This window comes from Aerosakkonema sp. BLCC-F183 (assembly GCF_041929145.1).
GTDB lineage: Bacteria > Cyanobacteriota > Cyanobacteriia > Cyanobacteriales > Aerosakkonemataceae > Aerosakkonema.
In genome coordinates this window covers 253762-272127 of sequence record NZ_JBHFNU010000021.1, presented here as the reverse complement: position 1 = coordinate 272127, position 18366 = coordinate 253762, and the positions used below count along the sequence as shown (strand labels likewise).

At 43.6% G+C, this 18366-nt stretch carries 15 protein-coding genes; 9 read left to right on the top strand and 6 right to left on the bottom strand.

Going from position 1 to position 18366, the window contains the following annotated elements; all coding sequences use genetic code 11:
- The first annotated feature begins 170 nt into the window (after nucleotides 1-170).
- The 3 genes from ACE1CD_RS06290 (at nucleotide 171) to ACE1CD_RS06280 (ending at nucleotide 2240) form a co-directional block, all read left to right on the top strand.
- Nucleotides 171-638 (top strand): hypothetical protein, encoded by a 468-nt coding sequence (locus ACE1CD_RS06290; RefSeq protein ID WP_374799042.1) that lies wholly within the window; start codon nucleotides 171-173, stop codon nucleotides 636-638.
- Nucleotides 639-755: 117 nt separating this feature from the next.
- Nucleotides 756-1667 carry a hypothetical protein gene (locus ACE1CD_RS06285; RefSeq protein WP_374799040.1) on the top strand — a complete coding sequence of 304 codons (912 nt, stop codon included), beginning with the start codon at nucleotides 756-758 and terminating at the stop codon, nucleotides 1665-1667.
- 21 nt (nucleotides 1668-1688) lie between these two features.
- On the top strand, nucleotides 1689-2240 hold the full coding sequence (locus tag ACE1CD_RS06280) for a pentapeptide repeat-containing protein (protein WP_374822448.1): 552 nt from the start codon (nucleotides 1689-1691) through the stop codon (nucleotides 2238-2240).
- Nucleotides 2241-2407: 167 nt separating this feature from the next.
- On the opposite strand, the gene ACE1CD_RS06275 is transcribed toward ACE1CD_RS06280, so the two are convergent.
- From ACE1CD_RS06275 to ACE1CD_RS06255, 5 genes are all read right to left on the bottom strand, one after another.
- Nucleotides 2408-3052, bottom strand: coding sequence for a hypothetical protein (locus ACE1CD_RS06275; RefSeq protein ID WP_374822445.1), 645 nt, complete (start codon nucleotides 3050-3052; stop codon nucleotides 2408-2410).
- Between the two features lie 76 nt (nucleotides 3053-3128).
- Nucleotides 3129-4313 (bottom strand): AAA family ATPase, encoded by a 1185-nt coding sequence (locus ACE1CD_RS06270; RefSeq protein WP_374799034.1) that lies wholly within the window; start codon nucleotides 4311-4313, stop codon nucleotides 3129-3131.
- A 31-nt stretch (nucleotides 4314-4344) separates the two neighbouring features.
- Nucleotides 4345-5436 carry a redox-regulated ATPase YchF gene (gene ychF / locus ACE1CD_RS06265; RefSeq protein WP_374799032.1) on the bottom strand — a complete coding sequence of 364 codons (1092 nt, stop codon included), beginning with the start codon at nucleotides 5434-5436 and terminating at the stop codon, nucleotides 4345-4347.
- 44 nt (nucleotides 5437-5480) lie between these two features.
- Nucleotides 5481-5714, bottom strand: coding sequence for a hypothetical protein (locus ACE1CD_RS06260; RefSeq protein WP_374822441.1), 234 nt, complete (start codon nucleotides 5712-5714; stop codon nucleotides 5481-5483).
- A gap of 215 nt (nucleotides 5715-5929) precedes the next feature.
- The gene (locus ACE1CD_RS06255) at nucleotides 5930-6811 is read right to left on the bottom strand and encodes an RNA-guided endonuclease InsQ/TnpB family protein (RefSeq protein ID WP_374799028.1); all 882 of its coding nucleotides are present in this window, start codon (nucleotides 6809-6811) and stop codon (nucleotides 5930-5932) included.
- 188 nt (nucleotides 6812-6999) lie between these two features.
- On the opposite strand from ACE1CD_RS06255, the gene ACE1CD_RS06250 reads away from it, so the two are divergent.
- Entirely contained in the window at nucleotides 7000-8475 is a 1476-nt protein-coding gene (locus ACE1CD_RS06250; protein WP_374799026.1) for an aminotransferase class I/II-fold pyridoxal phosphate-dependent enzyme, read from the top strand.
- 58 nt (nucleotides 8476-8533) lie between these two features.
- On the opposite strand, the gene ACE1CD_RS06245 is transcribed toward ACE1CD_RS06250, so the two are convergent.
- Complete coding sequence (locus ACE1CD_RS06245) at nucleotides 8534-9628, bottom strand: tetratricopeptide repeat protein (RefSeq protein WP_374799024.1); 1095 nt, start codon at nucleotides 9626-9628, stop codon at nucleotides 8534-8536.
- Nucleotides 9629-10287: 659 nt separating this feature from the next.
- Here ACE1CD_RS06245 and ACE1CD_RS06240 point away from each other — a divergent pair.
- From ACE1CD_RS06240 to adhE, 5 genes are all read left to right on the top strand, one after another.
- The gene (locus ACE1CD_RS06240) at nucleotides 10288-10512 is read left to right on the top strand and encodes a hypothetical protein (protein WP_374799022.1); all 225 of its coding nucleotides are present in this window, start codon (nucleotides 10288-10290) and stop codon (nucleotides 10510-10512) included.
- 97 nt (nucleotides 10513-10609) lie between these two features.
- Nucleotides 10610-11443, top strand: coding sequence for a polysaccharide deacetylase family protein (locus ACE1CD_RS06235; protein ID WP_374799020.1), 834 nt, complete (start codon nucleotides 10610-10612; stop codon nucleotides 11441-11443).
- A gap of 379 nt (nucleotides 11444-11822) precedes the next feature.
- Nucleotides 11823-14051, top strand: coding sequence for a formate C-acetyltransferase (gene pflB, locus ACE1CD_RS06230; RefSeq protein ID WP_374822438.1), 2229 nt, complete (start codon nucleotides 11823-11825; stop codon nucleotides 14049-14051).
- Nucleotides 14052-14207: 156 nt separating this feature from the next.
- A complete protein-coding gene (pflA, locus tag ACE1CD_RS06225) occupies nucleotides 14208-14945 on the top strand; it encodes a pyruvate formate-lyase-activating protein (protein ID WP_374822435.1) in 738 nt (245 codons plus the stop codon).
- Between the two features lie 455 nt (nucleotides 14946-15400).
- The gene (gene adhE / locus ACE1CD_RS06220; RefSeq protein WP_374822456.1) at nucleotides 15401-18124 is read left to right on the top strand and encodes a bifunctional acetaldehyde-CoA/alcohol dehydrogenase; all 2724 of its coding nucleotides are present in this window, start codon (nucleotides 15401-15403) and stop codon (nucleotides 18122-18124) included.
- Nucleotides 18125-18366: the final 242 nt, after the last annotated feature.

Below are 18366 nucleotides of genomic sequence, written 5' to 3'. Positions count from 1 at the left end.
AAAAACTCAAAAAGCTAACTTATTTTTCTCTTAAATCCTGATTAAATCAATCTTTTTTTACTCAGCTAAAAGCTGAGCTATTTTGCCTTGTATAGGAGTTTAGACTAACCGCGCCCTAAAGCGCGGTTAGTCTAAACTCCAGAAACTAATACAGAACCAGAAACAATTTTATGACAGAACATTCCAACATTCGTAAGCTGCTATGCGACCAGAATCTAGGGCTGTTACCACACATAGATAGGTGGCTTAAGGATATACAAATCCAATTGGGAGATAAGCAAGAAAATTTTCGCTTGGACGCTTATGATTTAGAATTCGGTGAATGCCAAACTCATGTGACACCTAACGATGTTAAACCGATTGTGACGCAGTTAGTTTCCATTAGATTTCCGCTATTTGGGCCAATCAAAGATAAGTTTAAACTGCTGATGTTAGCGGCGGAATTTCAGAATTCGCTTGATGCGGCAATTATCGATTGGAGTACTCGCGAAAGGAGTCAGTACGATAATAAACCTTTACGGCGACCGATCAGCACGATTACGGGTAAGTTAGATTGCGAATCATTGGGAGAACCGACTAATTCTTGTCGGATTACTATCTATCGGGATTTTGAGTTAACTTACGCGGCAAGTTTTTGATTTTTGCAGTTGCGATGGCGTAGCCTAGATAGTAGGTTATAAACGAGCTAAATACAGCGAGGTGTGTTAAGCTGAAAAGCTAACGCACCTATTTATGTATATTGTTTCTAAATTAATATGCGTCGATTTTTAAGCTTATTGATAATCTTGACAATTTTAGTGATATCATTGCCGATCTCCCAGCAAGTGTTTGCACAGGTGTGGCGTCCCGTTAAAGGAGGAATTTTTTTTGGTATTAGCGGGATGGCTTTAGTTAAGCAGCAAAGCAATACGTTGGACTTACTAATTGTTCACGATAACAAAGAAAAAGATCGAGGTCGTCTAGCAATTATTAGAATTCAGGACAAGAATCAACCTGAATATTTTCCGTTGCAATGGCCCAGCAATATAGATTTGCCGATTGATTTAGAAGCTGTCACATCTGTTACAGAAAAAAATAATCTTTCTTTTATGGCTCTCAGCAGTTTCGGTAAGGTCTATCATTTGAAGATAACTAACGATGACAAAAATGTCGAAATTATCAAAGTATTCGATTTGCCGAATGTTCCTCAAGGAAGCAATTTTGAAGGATTTGCTTTGCAGGAAATTGATGGTAAATTATTAGCTGTGTGGGCACATCGGGGTGATGGTAAAGAATCGGCAATAATATACTGGGGGGTGCTTGATTTGGCTGGATATCAAATTGGACAAATTGGTTTTACTAATCTAATAGTGCCGTGGCCCACGAGTAATGTTCGCCATATTTCCGATTTGAAAATAGACTCAGCGGGAATACTTTTTATTTCTTCAACAAGCGATCCGGGAAATGATGGGCCATTCGATTCGGCTGTTTACGTTGCAGGTGCGTTTGGGGTAAGCGGGAATGCGATCGCATTTCGTCAAAATCCCCAACTCGTTCCCTTGTATCGCTATAAGTATCATAAAGTGGAAGCGATCGAACTCGTACCGGGTGCGAATGGTGGTGTTATAGTCGGTACAGATGATGAAAATATGGGTGCGTCTATATATATTTCCGGTAGTAGTGACTAAGACTATAGGAGTTTTAGCAATATGGATGCGGATGAACTTCTGAGTAGATACGCAGCAGGCGAACGGGATTTTCGCAATGCGGATCTTTCTCAAGCGGATTTAAGTAAAGTTAATTTAAGTGATATAAAACTGATTAATGCTAAGTTGGGAAGTGCTTATTTGATGGGTATTAATTTGAGTAATGCTAACTTACGAGATGCAGACTTAAGCGGTGCTTACTTGAATGATGCTAATCTGAGTAATGTTAATCTCAGCGATGCAGATTTACGGATTGTTAATCTTAATGATGCGAACTTGAGTGACGCGGACTTAAGTTGTGCCAATCTTCATAGTGGCAATCTCAATTGTGCTAATTTGAGTGGAGCTAAGTTAAAAAACGCCAACTTGAGTCATGTTGACTTGATTGGTGCTAATGTAAGTAATGCTAACTTGATTGGTGCCGATTTGAGCGGTGCGAATTTGATTGGTGCTGACTTCAGTAATGCAAATGTGAAAGATGCTGTTTTCAAAGATTGTTTAGGAGTAAGTCAAGATATGAAGCATGAATTGCAAGGACGTGGGGCGATTTTTTGAAAGTGCGATCGCCTGAAAAGGGACAAATACAAAATTGGAAAAACGAAGCAAAAAATAAGAAATAAAAAGATGGATTTTGAGAGCGATCGCTCTCTTCATTGGATGCGATGCGTGAGTTCGATCGCACTTTCCCTCGTCACTGCTTACTCCTTAACTTACTAATAGGACTATATCTCTCCGTTGTCTGACTCAGCCAATACCTGTAAACGCCTCGCAAATTCTTCTAAAGACTCGTTTCTCTTAATCGTTTGACTGCTAATTTCTATATACTTCGCGACTTCGGGGGATTTATCCTCACGATACTGACGCTCTTTTAGATTCTGAAGCTTATTTTTAAGTTTCGGATTTATTTTAATTAGAATTTCTTGCGAAAGACTTTCTAGGTATTCTTTTGCATTTTTACCTCCAAGCTCAGCTTCTTCTATCAAATTCGTCTTACCAGGTTGTTTGCGCTTGGCAAATTTTATCCATTCCTCACTACTCCTAGTCTCTGCATTTTTTGTAAAGTAGCAGCAAATACCTAGACAGTCTACTAAAAGCCAAGCTTCCAGTTCTTGAAGCATAAGAATTAATATAGCTTTTCCTGCTGAATTGTTAACTACTGCTTGTATTCGGTTCACTAAAGAATTTCTTTCCCCACGTCGTTGAGCTTGCGATTTGGCGCTGTCTGCATCTATCAAAAATATTACTAAATCATTGCGTTTGAGGTAAGCGTCAACTGCTTTCTTTAATCCATCTGGTTCCCGTGCTGCATCATTAAATCCTTGTTTAGTTCCATATACAATTGTTACATTGCATCCATAGTATTTCACTATCTTTTGAGCAATACAGCAAACCGCATCTCGATCGTAGTCAGATTCCGGAGTCCAGATCCGCACGCTGGGCATACTAACTACCCACAATTTCTTCTATTAAGTGACTGTGATAAATTGCGCTACCTAATCCGAAATCATTCATCCAATCTAAGAGATCGTCACGATTTTCAGCTAGCTTATCCAGTAAACAGGCTTTTGTGCCAGAGTCATCTTTCTTACTCAAAAGAATTACTGATATTTCAGATGATATTTCTTCTGGCATAAAGCAATCCAGTAGTTGAGAACTATGCGTTGTAAAAACTACTTGAGTCCTTTTAGATAGTCTTTTCATTATAGAAGCAACATCTTTTAGAATACCTGGATGAAGGTTTCTTTCAGGTTCCTCAATACCAATGAGAGGGGGTATCTCGGACTGATAAAGCAGTATAAAATAAGCTATCAATCGGAGAGTACCATCTGACATACTGGACAACGGCATTAGTTTACCATGTGGCTCTAAAACTTTTACAATTTGCTCTCCCTCTTCAACTAGGCTTAAGCTTATATTGAGACACTCTTTGAGTTGTTCACTAATCCCTTCAAAAGTATCTCTTTCATTTTGAGCCCAGTAGTTCAAAACTTCTTGAACTTCACCAGCTCGATCGTCCAGACTTGGTATACTCTCACTGGGTTTACTTCGTTGCGAGATACCTTTAATCATGCCCATCAAATGAGGATATTGTCTTATTATATCGGGGTCTATATCATAAAATTTCCATTCTCTAATATAACTGGCTAGTTTTTTTGTAAAAGGTTTATTTCCGAAGTTTCCCGCCGACCTTAATGCCAACCCTTCTATACTTTCCGGGTCTGACTGATATTTTTGAGTGTTATTACCATCTTCATCACTTACTTCTCCTTCACCATTTATAATGTTAATTACCTCGTTTCCGTTTACTTTCAGATTTTCATGAGCTAGCAGAGGTTTTCGTCTATTAGATGCAAGAGATAAACTATATTCTGCTGCCTTACCACCATCCTCTACAGTAACGCTATAACAGATATTGTCATTACCGTATCTTAAAGATCTCTGCATTCCTTCTACTGCCGGAAGAGATTCTCTAACAAGGAGAGTGCTTAGAAAACGTAAGGCTTCTAAGGAATTTGACTTACCGCTAGAATTTGAACCGACAAGAATTGTTAAGTTTCTGAAGCTTAAGTCAATGTCGCCCAAACTCTTAAAATTTTTGATTCTTGCCGATCGAAGTTTCAGGGTCATAAGTCCACAACCTACTGTATGAGCGAAAATTTTACACATTAAAGCGGAACAACATCACATCCCCTTCCTGCACCAAGTACTCTTTTCCTTCACTACGAACCAAACCTTTCTCCTTGGCACCATTCATCGAACCTGTTGCTACCAAATCTTCATAAGCAACTGTTTCAGCGCGAATAAAACCGCGTTCAAAATCGGTGTGAATTACACCCGCAGCTTGCGGTGCGAACATACCCGCTTTAATCGTCCAAGCGCGAGTTTCTTTCGGCCCAGTTGTAAAGTAAGTACGCAATCCCAAAAGTTCGTAAGTAGCGCGAATCAAAGATTTCAATCCGCCTTCTTCTACCCCAAGAGATGCTAAAAATTCAGCCCTTTCTGCTTCTGGCAATTCGACTAATTCCGATTCAACTTGGGCGGAAACAATTACTACTTGCGCTTTTTCTGGCGCGGCTATTTCGCGCACTTGTTCTACATATTTATTGCCAGTTGCCAAATCATCTTCAGATACGTTAGCAGCATAAATGATCGGTTTGCCTGTGAGCAAACCCAAACCTTTAATCGATTCAGCTTCTTCTTCAGTTAAGCTGGCTTGACGAGCTGGTTTACCCTCATTTAATACAACGCTTAATTTTTCCAATGCCGATAATTCAATCTGAGCTTCTTTGCTGGTACGAGCCATTTTGCGCGTGCGATCGATCTTGCGTTCGATTTGGGCCAAATCGGATAAACCCAATTCCAGATTGATGATTTCAATATCTCGCGCTGGGTCAACAGAACCGGCGACGTGAATAATATCATCATTTTCAAAACAGCGTACCACTTGGACGATCGCATCCACTTCCCGAATATGGGATAAAAATTGATTGCCCAGTCCTTCCCCCTGGCTAGCACCTTTCACCAAACCGGCGATATCGACAAACTCGACGCGAGCGGGTACAATTTGTGCGGAATCCGACATTTTAGCCAGAACGTTTAAGCGCTCATCTGGCACTGCGACGACGCCGACATTCGGTTCGATCGTACAAAATGGAAAGTTAGCGGCGTGGGCTTTGGCGTTAGCAACCAAGGCATTGAATAGGGTGGATTTACCAACGTTAGGAAGTCCAACAATTCCGGCTCTTAGCATCTTAGTTCGGGGGTAAAAACTGGGTTAATTTTATTTGAAATTGGTTAGGGAACTGTTTGAGGAATTGGCCCGGGTACTGGCTGGGGAATTGGCGCAGGTACTGGTTCTGGGACAGGTTCGGGAATCGGTTCCGGTACTGGTGCTGGTACTGGTTGAGGTACTGGCCCGGGTACTGGTTCCGGGGATGGCGGTGGCTGAGGAACCGGATTTGGTATGGGTTCTGGCACCGGACTGGGAATTTGCGGTTCGGGAAAAGGAAGAGGGCCGGGATTAATCATGATTATATTTATTCGATCGTGCGACCCTATCAAATTAGATAAAAGCTGATAAAATAACATCCTCCTGAATAGTTACGTCCTGCCAGATTCCCTTTCAAAATATATCCGAATTTAGTGACATCCTCCCACACTAACCGCAAGCGGTATAGTGTAAGCTCTCCAAAACTCACATTTTGGATTTCCTGGTTTTTCCCTTTCGGGGTTTCGACACTTGCCTAGACTAGAGTTTCCCCAGTCCCCGGTAGATCGTCTGCACAGGCTGTTTCCTTTCCCGTCTGCCCAACGGTACTAATGAGAACTATTCCTCGGTTTCTAATGTTTTGACCTGCGGCTACGTCCCTATCGGTTCGATGCTTCTCGTAATTTTTAGACCGTTTCTGTTTTCTCGACAATCTACGTTGCAGCACTTTCAGCCTACCTTGCAGACTTTTAAAGAATTTAGGCGGTTTTACGATCGCACCATCACTGGTTGCCAAAAACTTCTCCAATCCGATGTCCACACCCACAGGATGACCATGAGGGGTTGGATCGGGGATGCTGACATCGCATTGCAGGCAGATAGATGCGTACCATCGGTCAGCTTTCCTCAAGATTCGCACCTGTTTGACCGCAAACCCTGCGGGAATAGGGCGATGCAAGTTGATAGGGATTTTTCCCAGCTTGGGCAGCTTAATATTAAGGTTAGTTACGGGATTCTCCTTGAATTGAGGAAACAGCAACGACTTCAACTGCCCGTACTTTTTGAACCTGGGAAAGCCAAATCCTCTCTCTTGGAAGTATTTCCACGCTACGTGCAATTGTTTAATAGCTTGCTGAAGAACCTGAGAAGGAACTTCACCCAATCTGGGGAATTCCTTCTTGGCTTTAGGCAAGTTGTTAAGTTGTTGAATTTCGTTGGGAAACTTCAGTTCACCAGAGAGAATGTACTCTTTTTCAAGAGAGCATCTATCCACCAAACACTTACGACTATCGCACCAATCTTTTATCTCTCCCCTGGCATAGTTATATGCACCACGACAGATATCCATCCACTCATTCAGTATTTGTTCTTGAGCGGTATTTGGGTAGATTCGGTAGCGGTAGTTTACAGTCAGCATTCCTTAATTATATAGAGTTTACTGAACACAAGTCAAACTTTAAATGTTAATTTGAGGGTTTCAACACCCCTTAAATTAACTTGGGGGAGTCCATGTATCCCACACCAAATTAAAAATTATGGCGTGGGTCTAGAGCTTCCCCCAAACCCCCACGAAAAGATAATTTAGCAGATAAAAGTTATTGAATCATGCCCTTTGCCTCAAATCCTCAAGCGAAAACGCCATTGCTGGACGCTCTCCGGAATTATGTTAACAATCCTCACGCTGCGTTTTACACGCCGGGACACAAGCGGGGAGAGGGAATTTCTCAGTCTCTAGGAGAATTGCTGGGTATAAAGGTTTTTCGATCGGATTTAACTGAGTTACCCGGTTTGGATAATTTGTCCGCGCCAGAGGATACGATTCAGGAAGCGCAAGAACTGGCAGCAGCCGCTTTTGGGGCGGAAAGTACCTGGTTTTTGGTGAATGGTTCCACTGCTGGCGTAATGGCGGCGATTTTAGCGACTTGCGGCACTGGCGACAAAATTATCTTACCTCGGAACGTACACAGTTCGGCGATCGCAGGTTTAATCCTTTCCGGTGCTATCCCGATTTTCGTCAATCCAGAATACGACTCGATTTTAGATATCGCCTACAGCATTACACCACAAGCTGTTGCGGCGGCGTTGGCGAAGCATCCAGATGCAAAGGCGGTGATGATGGTTTACCCAACTTATGATGGCGTGTGTGGGGATGTGGAAGCGATCGCACACCTTGCCCACCAGTACAATATCCCTTTGTTGGTAGACGAAGCCCACGGCCCTCATTTTACCTTTCATCCGGAGTTACCTATTTCTGCGTTATCCGCTGGGGCGGATTTGACGGTGCAATCTACTCACAAAGTACTCAGCGCCTTAACTCAGGCATCGATGTTGCACCTACAGGGTCACAGGATCGATCGCGATCGCCTCACTAAAGCGTTACAGTTAGTGCAATCTACCAGTCCCAGCTATTTGTTATTAGTTTCCCTAGATGCAGCGCGTCAGCAAATGGCATTGTACGGGAAAGAGTTGATGGCGGAAACTTTGCGCTTAGCCGATGAAGCGAGAATTCAAATTAGTGAAATTCCGGGATTATCTATTTTAGAAACAGCACATACTCCTGGTTTTGTCAATCTCGATCGCACGCGCTTAACTGTAACTGTTTCTGATTTAGGTTTGACGGGATTTGCAGCCGATGAAATTCTTACTCAAGGCGGTGTATTGGCAGAGTTCCCATCTATGGAACATCTAACATTTATAATTAGTCTGGGTAATAAACAGGCAGATATTGTGCAATTAGTGCAAGCGTTCGCGACATTAGCCAAACAGTATAAAGCACCAAGTCTGCGAATGAGTCAGCCAAGAGTTACGAATTTGGTTCAAATATATAATTGTGACGAGATGCCCCTGATTTCTCCTCGCGAAGCTTTCTTTGCCGCGACGGAAACATTACCGATCGAAACTGTAAGCGAACGCATTAGTGCTGAACTGATTTGTCCTTATCCACCTGGGATTCCTTTGTTAATGCCTGGTGAACTGATTACCCCAGTCACCCTGGAATATTTATTGAATATCCAAGCAATGGGCGGAAAAATTAGCGGTTGTACAGATCTAACGTTACGAACGTTAAAAGTTGTCAAATAGCGATATATGTCATTTGTCAAAAGTAGTTTGTGATTCTCTCGTGACCGATGACTGATGACTAATGACTGACGTTAGATGCCATAGTCGATCGCACTTCTTGATATTTAAATGCTTTAGCGTAGTCTCCCAGAGCGTAGCAAGCCACTTTCAGGCTGCCCAGCGCCTGCTGTTCAACGCGGTTATCGGGGATCTGTCGTCCGATTGCCAAGCGGCGTTCGTAGCAGTCGATTGCTGCATCGAAGTTTCCCAAAGCTTCGTAAGCGACTCCCAAACTTCCCAAAGCTTGCTCTTCTACCCGCAGGTCTTGAGTTTCTTTTGCTAAAGCCAAGCGCTGCTGATAGAATTCGATCGCTTGAGTGTAATTACCCAAAGCGTAGCAAGCGCTGCCCAGATTTCTCAGCACCTGCCCTTCTCCGCGCAAGTCTTGGATATCCCGCGCTAAAGCTAACCGCTGCTGGTAATATTCTATGGCTGTGGTGTAGTCGCCAAGCGCGTAGAAAGCATTGCCCAAATTTCTCAGCAATTGCCCTTCACCTTTACGGTCTTGTAGTTTCCGCATCAGTTTCAAGCTTTGCTGCTGGTATTCGATCGCTTTGGCATAATCTCCCAATGCTTTGTAGGCAAGTCCCAGGTTATTCAGGGCTGCCACCTCGCCTCGGCAGTCTTGAATTTCTGTGGTAATGATTAAGCTTTGCTGCTGATATTCGATCGCTTTAGCGTGGTCTTCCAGGTGACGGTAAGCGTTGCCCAGATTTCCCAGTGCCAGCCCTTGGGCACGGCGGTCTTGGATATCTGTGGCGATCGTCAACCACTGCTGGTAGTAATTTATCGCTTTGGGATAGTCTCCCAAGGCGTAGTAGGCATTGCCGATATTTCCCAACACCTTGCCTTCTAAGAGGCGGTGTTGTATGTCCCGGTAGATGGGGAGTGCCTGTTGGAAAAACTGTAATGCTGCTTTAAATTGACCGAGCTGATGCTGTTCGATTGCTTGTTCGAGTAGTTTGGTTGCCTGGGCGAGTTTGCTATTGTTGTCCGTTTCTTCAACCGATTTGCCTGACCCGTCTGCATCTAGGGAGAAGGCGATCGTTGTGCGTTCGTGTTCGGAAAGACCTTTAATTGGATTGCGGTCTGGTTGATGACCCTGGCTCTCCATATCTGCTACCTCTCAACAACTTCCTTTCTGGCAGTATCCACATCTTTAGGCTTAGAGGGCATGACCTGGATCACTCAAGAAATGTTAACTTCGTAAGTTTACAGGCATAAATTTAACTCTTTGTTGTATTATTCCCAGGTTTGAGGGCCGATCGCTCAATCGGAGGTAGGAGTTAGGGGTTAGGGGTTAGGAGTTAGGGGTTAGGAGTTAGGGAAGAGGAAAAAGAGGACTTTTGACTTTTCTCAACGATATAATCCCAAGTTCAAACTATACATTTATTAATATTTATTTGAAAATTTTAACTTCCATATTGATGAGTTAAATTCTACTTAAATTAAGCAATAAATTTGGGAAGTTAAATTTACAAAAAAAAGTAAAAAATATTTAACTAAAAAATAAGCTTCCGTAGAAATTTTTATAACATTAGTTATAGATGGAGGATAGGAGCAATTCGTTATGAGTACTATCACTCAACGCCGACCGGAAATTGATATTTTCAAACCGTGGGAAAGGTGTTGCGAGTGGTTGACATCCTCCCCGGCGTGAACGCACGGGGATTCCAGAAATCACTTTCTGAGTTGCCTCACTCCTTGCAGAGGTCGATGTCTCCAGAGGCGTTAGTTCCCGTGTGCCCCACGGTACGAAGTCCCAACTCAAGTATGTCGATCCATCCAGTATCTGAGACAACAATTGCGGAAGAATCTAGCGGTACGAATAGCTTCATCGAGCTTCTCGTACTGCTGTTTTGTCCCCTCAAGTTTTGCCTCAAATACAAGCATATTTACGCCGACATTTCTAGCGTAAGTATATCACAGTTAAAGAAAGCCGTCCTAGAAGGACGGGGCTTTAGACCCAGTTTTTTCGGTAATTTGAAGAAAAATTAAGTTATTCCTGGGTGTCGTAAAAATACTGCGTTAGGCAAATAAGATTTTCTGCCAGAGCGTCCTTATAATAGGGACGTTTTTTTATACAAACTGTAAGATGAAGACTAGATATGCCTTGTTTTGGTATCCCAGGTTGTTTCCAACGCTGGTGACGGTTTTTGGCTTGTTAGGCAGCTATATGGCGCTGCCGGGACGCCTATCTGACTCGCGGCGGCCCAGTTTGGCGATCGCACAACCGGTAAAAGTAACTAATCTGGTTTTTTCCGTACCGACACAATATCAAGGCAAAACGGTTCGGAAAGTGGATTTAGGTACTTCAGAAAAGGTGGTGGCGCTGACTTTTGATGACGGCCCCTGGCCGAAAACTACCTTGCAGGTGCTGGAAATCTTGAGGAAAAACAACATCAAGGCCACGTTTTTCTGGATCGGACGGAATCTGAAAAATTATCCGGATATTGGGCGAAGGGTAGTGCAAGACGGTCACGTTATTGGCAACCATACGTGGCATCACTGGTATTTTCGCATGAATCCGGCGATGGCTGCTGCCGAAATTGAAAATACAGCCGCCCTGATTTACAAGACGACTGGCGTCAAGACATCGCTTTTCCGTCCGCCTGGAGGCTTCCTAAACAACGGCGTAGCAGCTTACGCCCGCTCTCAAAAGTATGCGATCGTGATGTGGTCGGACGATCCGGGGGAGAACCATATCGGCAGATCCGCGCCTGTATTAGCCAATAATGTCCTCAAAGCTGCCCGACCGGGAGAAATTATACTACTGCACGATATTCACCCCAGAACGGTGCAGGCTTTGCCAATAATTATTGCCGGACTCAAACAGCGGGGATATCGATTTGTGACCGTACCGCAACTGTTGGCGATGCAGAAGCAGGCACAGAAGCCGAAGACTGAGCCCCCAAAGGCGGCTAACTAAGAGCGAGAGACTGGGAGAGTGGGGGAGCAAAACTATCTCCCCTCTTTGTCTCTGCTAAAGTGAGAAGCGCGGAACAAGCATAAGAGTTTGGCGATCGCACTGATAAAAATACTGAATTTCTTATTTTTATCTAACAATTAACTACTTAATAATATTCGTATTATAGCTTACTTTTTTATGAAAAGTATCAAAACCCACAATATATTTATAATAGCGGATAAAACAACCTAGAAATTGTTTTAATGAGAAACTAAAACGTCATGGAAGTTGTTTATTAAATAAAGTGATACTTTTTGGCCAACATCCCCCCAAACTTTGTAACATAGTATTAGCGCAGAAAGAAAAGATAACTGTGCAAAGTAACGGGGAGAAAAAAGCCATGTTGGAGCAATGGAAAAATTTTGTTCCAGGAAAATGGACAGAAGAAATAGATGTTCGGGATTTTATCCAAAAAAACTACACTCCTTATGAAGGAGACGAGTCCTTTTTGGCTAGCCCCACCGAAAGAACTCACCAGCTTTGGAATCAAGTACTGGATTTAATGAAGCAAGAACGACAAAAAGGCGTTTTGGATGCCGATACAAAAGTCGTTTCAACTATCACTTCACATCAGCCCGGTTATATTGACAAAGAGCGAGAACAAATTGTCGGTTTGCAAACAGAAAAACCGCTGAAGCGAGCAATTATGCCCTTGGGCGGTATCCGCGTGGTAAAAGCCTCCCTAGAAGCTTACGGCTACAAACTCGACCCAGAAACGGAAGAGATTTTCACCAAATATCGCAAAACTCATAACGATGGAGTTTTCGATACTTACACTCGTGAAATGAAACTGGCGCGGCATTCTGGAATTATCACCGGATTACCGGATGCCTACGGTCGGGGTAGGATTATCGGCGATTATCGCCGCGTAGCTTTGTACGGCGTTGACCGCTTAGTTGCTGACAAAAAAGCACAACTCAAAGAACTGGAACTCGACTCGATTGTAGAATCGGTTATTCAGTTAAGAGAAGAGATTGCCGAACAAATTCGAGCGCTGCAAGAACTCAAACAAATGGCAGCTAGCTACGGATTCGATCTTAGCAAACCCGCAGCGAATGCCAAAGAAGCCGTACAGTGGACATACTTCGCTTACCTGGGTGCCGTGAAAGAACAAAACGGTGCGGCGATGTCCTTGGGGCGAGTTGCCACATTCTTGGATATTTATTTTGAGCGCGATTTGCAAAATGGCGATGTCACAGAAGCGCAATTGCAAGAAATTATCGATCATTTTGTGATGAAGTTACGCATGGTGCGCTTCCTGCGGACACCAGATTACAACGAACTGTTTTCGGGCGACCCAACTTGGGTGACAGAATCGATTGGCGGTATGGGTGAAGATGGGCGCACTCTCGTCAGTAAGAACAGTTTCCGTTTGCTGCACACACTATATAATTTAGGCCCTGCGCCAGAACCGAATTTAACGATACTTTGGTCGGAAAGATTGCCAGAAAGCTTCAAACATTTCTGCACCAAAGTTTCGACCGATACCAGTTCGCTGCAATACGAAAACGACGATTTAATGCGTCCGTATTACGGCGATGATTATGGAATTGCCTGCTGTGTATCCGCGATGCGTATCGGTAAGCAAATGCAATTCTTCGGGGCACGCGCCAACCTTGCCAAAGCTTTACTGTATGCGATTAACGGCGGCAAAGATGAAAAAGCGGGAGATCGAATTGCGCCTGAATTTGAACCGGTGACATCGGAATACCTGGATTATGATGAGGTGAAAGCGAAGTTCGATATCCTGTTAGATTGGTTAGCGAAACTGTACGTTAACACCCTCAACGTCATCCACTATATGCACGACAAATACTGCTACGAACGGCTGGAATTTGCGTTGCACGATCGCGAAATTGTTCGCACTCTAGCTTGTGGCGTTGCAGGTTTATCTGTAGTAGCAGATGCTTTCTCGGCGATGAAATATGCCAAAGTGAAAGTACTGCGAAATGAAAGCGGTTTGGCAGTGGATTATCAAATCGAAGGCGATTTCCCGAAATACGGAAATAACGACGATCGCGTAGATAGCATTGCGGTTAACTTGGTCAAGGATTTTATGGATAAGATCCGCCAAAACAAAACATACCGGAATGCGGTGCCAACTCAGTCTGTGTTGACAATTACTTCTAACGTTGTTTACGGTAAGAAAACGGGAAATACACCCGACGGACGCAAAGCTGGGGAACCGTTTGCACCTGGGGCAAACCCAATGCACGGACGGGATACCAAAGGTGCGATCGCATCTTTAGCCTCAGTTGCCAAACTACCTTACGAACACGCCCAAGACGGCATTTCCTACACCTTCTCAATTGTGCCGAAAGCCTTGGGTAAAACAGAAGACGATCGAGTCAAAAACCTGAGTGGAATGTTAGATGGTTATTTCCACGATGGCGGACATCATATTAATGTCAACGTACTCGATCGCGAAACGTTACTAGATGCCATAGACCATCCAGAAAAATATCCGCAACTCACAATTCGGGTATCGGGATACGCAGTTAACTTCATCAAATTAACTCGCGAACAACAACTCGATGTAATTAAGCGGACATTCCACGATCGGATTTAATTATTAAACGCAAAGGAACGCAAAGGTTTCCGCAGAGGAACGCAAAGAAAGTAAAGAGTACAAAGTACCAAATGAAAAATCCTCTCCTTTCCTCGGCGTCCCTTTGCGATTACCTCGGCGTCCCTTTGCGTTAAAAAACTCTTTCCTGTCTTACTTATGACTATTTGCGGACAAATTCATTCTGTAGAAAGTTGCGGAACAGTTGATGGCCCAGGTATCCGCTTTGTTATTTTTACAAAAGGTTGTCCTCTGCGTTGTTTGTATTGCCACAATCCCGATTGTCGTCCCATGACCGATGGCAAACAAGTCACCGTCGATGAATTAATTGCAGAGATTGAAAAGTACAAATCTTATATGCGCTTTTCTGGTGGTGGCGTTACTGTCAGCGGTGGCGAACCTTTGATGCAGCCTCATTTTGTCGCGGAAATCTTCAAACGCTGTCAAAAACTCGGTATCCACACTGCGTTAGATACTTCCGGTTATGCGGATTTAGAACACGCCGCCAAACCAGTGCTTGTGTACGCTGACTTGGTGTTATTGGATATCAAATCCTTTGAACCGGAAACTTACTTTAAGGTTACCAGCGTTCCCATCGAACCAACCCTAAAATTAGCCAAATATCTGAGTGAAATTAACAAACCAACTTGGATTCGGTTTGTTTTGGTTCCGAATCTCACTGATGACCCCGCTAACGTTGAAGGACTTGCTAGTTTTATCTCCACTTTGGGAAATATAGAAAAGGTGGAGGTACTGCCTTTTCACAAGATGGGTGAGTATAAATGGGAACAGTTGGGTTATGATTACCAACTCAAAGATACTCAACCGCCAACAGCGGAGTTAGTGCAACGCACTGTAGATATCTTTAAAAAACACGGTCTGACAGTTGTATCGTGAAATTCGCACTTAATATCTGGGGAAATCTGGAGAAATTCGTCCTAAAAAAAAGAATGCCAAACCTGGATTGAAGATAAAAGCAAAAAGTAGGCGATCGCAATTACTCCACCCCCTAGCTTTTGACCCGCTGACAGGGAGCGTATACTGCATCAAAAGCTTAAATTTTGCTAAATACGCTCGCCAACTGAAAAATGCCTATAAAAGCGTTTTCAACTATAAATAAATATGGAAGATAATTCCCAGATGTGGAAAAAGTAATATATACTTAGAACAGAAAGATAGATAGGAAACTAAAAAAAGTTCAAGAAAAAGTTAGTCGGATAGTTTCACTGGGTAAAATATAAATAGATAAACAGGCAAGACGTTATCCAGAGAAACAAAGCCAGCCCAAAAAATTTCCATCCTCAACATCAATATAGCCAGAGCGTTCTGGTTGTAAACCCTATCTCCATCACATCCAGCCAGATCCCAAAGGAATCCTCATGACAGTCACAAACATAACCGAACTAGAAGCATTAATTGCACGAGTCAAAACGGCGCAAGAAAAATATGCCACCTACACCCAAGAACAGGTGGATGTTATCTTCAAAAAAGCCGCACTTGCAGCCAATACCCAACGCATCCCGTTAGCCAAGATTGCGGTTTCCGAAACAGGAATGGGAGTGGTAGAAGATAAGGTAATTAAAAACCACTTCGCTTCCGAAATTATCTACAACAAATATAAGCACGAAAAAACCTGCGGCGTTATCGAAGAAGATAAATCATTTGGATTCCAAAAAATTGCGGAACCAGTGGGAATCCTGGCAGGTATTGTGCCGACAACAAACCCAACTTCGACGGCAATTTTCAAAGCCCTTCTCGCCCTAAAAACGCGCAACGCGATTATCTTTTCTCCTCACCCACGGGCGAAGAAATGCACGATCGAAGCCGCCAAAATCGTCCTGAAAGCAGCAGTAGAAGCTGGTGCGCCGGCAGATATCATCGGTTGGATTGACGAACCCACCGTACCACTTTCCCAAGCTTTAATGCAGCATCACGATATCAAACTGATTCTCGCTACAGGTGGTCCAGGGATGGTGAAAGCTGCCTATTCTTCAGGACACCCATCTTTGGGAGTAGGCGCGGGAAATACCCCGGCGGTAATTGATGAAACTGCCCATATTAAAATGGCCGTATCTTCAATTTTGTTGAGTAAAACTTTCGATAACGGCATGATTTGCGCCAGCGAACAATCGGTGGTGGTTGTCGATTCAGTTTACGAAACAGTGAAAGAAGAATTTCTGGAAAGGGGCGCTTATTTCCTCAATCCAGAAGAACGAGAAAAAGTCGCCAGCAAAATTAGCGTCAACGGACGTTTGAATGCGGAAATCGTCGGACAATCGGTAGAAACTCTCGCTAAATTAGCTGGAATTACCGTTCCGCCAGAAACCAGAGTGCTGATTGGGGAAGTAGAAGAAATCGGTCAAAACGAACCTTTCTCGTTTGAAAAACTATCGCCAATTTTGGCAATGTATCGGGCGAAAAATTACCAAGAAGCGGTAGAAAAAGCCGATGCTTTAATTACTTTTGGCGGACACGGACATACTTCCGTATTGTATACAGCGCCATCCAATCAAGAACACATCAAATATTTTGAATCGAAGATGGAAACAGCGCGGGTGCTGATTAATACGCCATCTTCGCAAGGTGCGATCGGCGACCTCTACAACTTCCGCCTCGATCCTTCTTTGACCCTCGGTTGCGGTAGCTGGGGCGACAATTCGGTATCGGAAAACGTTGGCCCTCAACACTTACTGAATATCAAAACCGTCACCGAACGTCGGGAAAATATGCTGTGGTTCCGCATCCCGCCCAAGGTGTATTTCAAATACGGTTGTTTGCCAGTGGCGTTGCGGGAATTAGCGGGGAAAAAACGGGCATTTATCGTTACCGATAAACCGCTATTTGACTTGGGCCTAACTGATAAAGTTACTGACATCCTGGATGAAATCGGCATCAAACATCAAGTTTTCTTTGATGTGGAACCCGATCCCTCTTTGGAAACAGTCAATAAAGGATTGCATGAAATCAAAATCTTCCAACCCGATATCATCATTGCGATCGGTGGCGGTTCGCCGATGGATGCTGCCAAAGTTATGTGGTTGATGTACGAACAACCGGATACCGAATTTGAAGGTTTGGCGATGCGGTTCATGGATATCCGCAAGCGGGTTTACGAACTGCCAAGTTTGGGTAATCAAGCCATCTTTATTGCTATTCCTACTACTTCGGGAACAGGTTCGGAAGTAACGCCTTTTGCAGTAGTGACAGATAACAAAACAGGAATTAAGTATCCTTTGGCAGATTATTCGCTAACTCCTACTATGGCGATCGTCGATCCCGAATTAGTGATGAATATGCCGAAGAAGCTGACAGCTTACGGCGGTATCGACGCACTAACTCACGCGCTGGAAGCTTACGTTTCCGTATTAGCTTCGGAGTTCACCAACGGACAAGCATTAGAAGCAATTCGCTTGCTGATGAAATATCTGCCTTCTGCTTATAAGAATGGTGCTAACGATCCGAAAGCGCGGGAAAAAGTTCACTATGCGGCGACGATGGCAGGGATGGCATTTGCTAACGCTTTCCTGGGAGTTTGTCACTCAATGGCGCACAAATTGGGTTCTACTTTCCACGTACCCCACGGTTTAGCAAATGCGTTGATGATTTCTCACGTCATTCGCTACAATGCTACCGACGTGCCCTTCAAGCAAGCGATTTTCCCGCAGTACAAGTATCCGAATGCCAAATGGCGTTATGCCCGAATTGCGGATTACTTAGGTTTGGGTGGCAAGACGGAAGAAGAAAAAGTTGAAAAGCTGATCGAAGCGATCGAAAATCTCAAGAAGGAATTGGATATTCCGCTGACGATTAAGGAAGCTTTGCCGGAACAAGAAAAAGCTTTCTACGAACAAGTAGAAGAAATGGCAGACCAAGCTTTCGACGATCAATGTACTGGTGCTAACCCACGCTATCCGCTGATTCGCGATTTGAAGGAATTGTACATTTTAGCTTACCGTGGTTGTCAAGTTGGTGCAACTCTATATCATCAAGATGATGAAGTTGTGACGGCGAACGGTAACGGTAAATCTGATGAAAACGATGAAAAAACGGATTTGCCTGTGCTGTTAAATGTGTAGTTTTGGATTTGGTTGATTGCGTTAAACTCTCCAATAGGTAAACAACTGTAGGGTGGGCAATGCCCACCTTTTTTTTACCGCAAATATTTACAGATAAACGCTAATTAAAATGGGGGATTATTTATGATGGAAAAAGATAGTGCGATCGCTCAGTGAGAAAAAATGATAAAAAATCCGTATCTACTGCTCTCTTTATTATAAAGTGCTTTTTTATACTAAAGGTGCAAAATTGGCAGGCAACC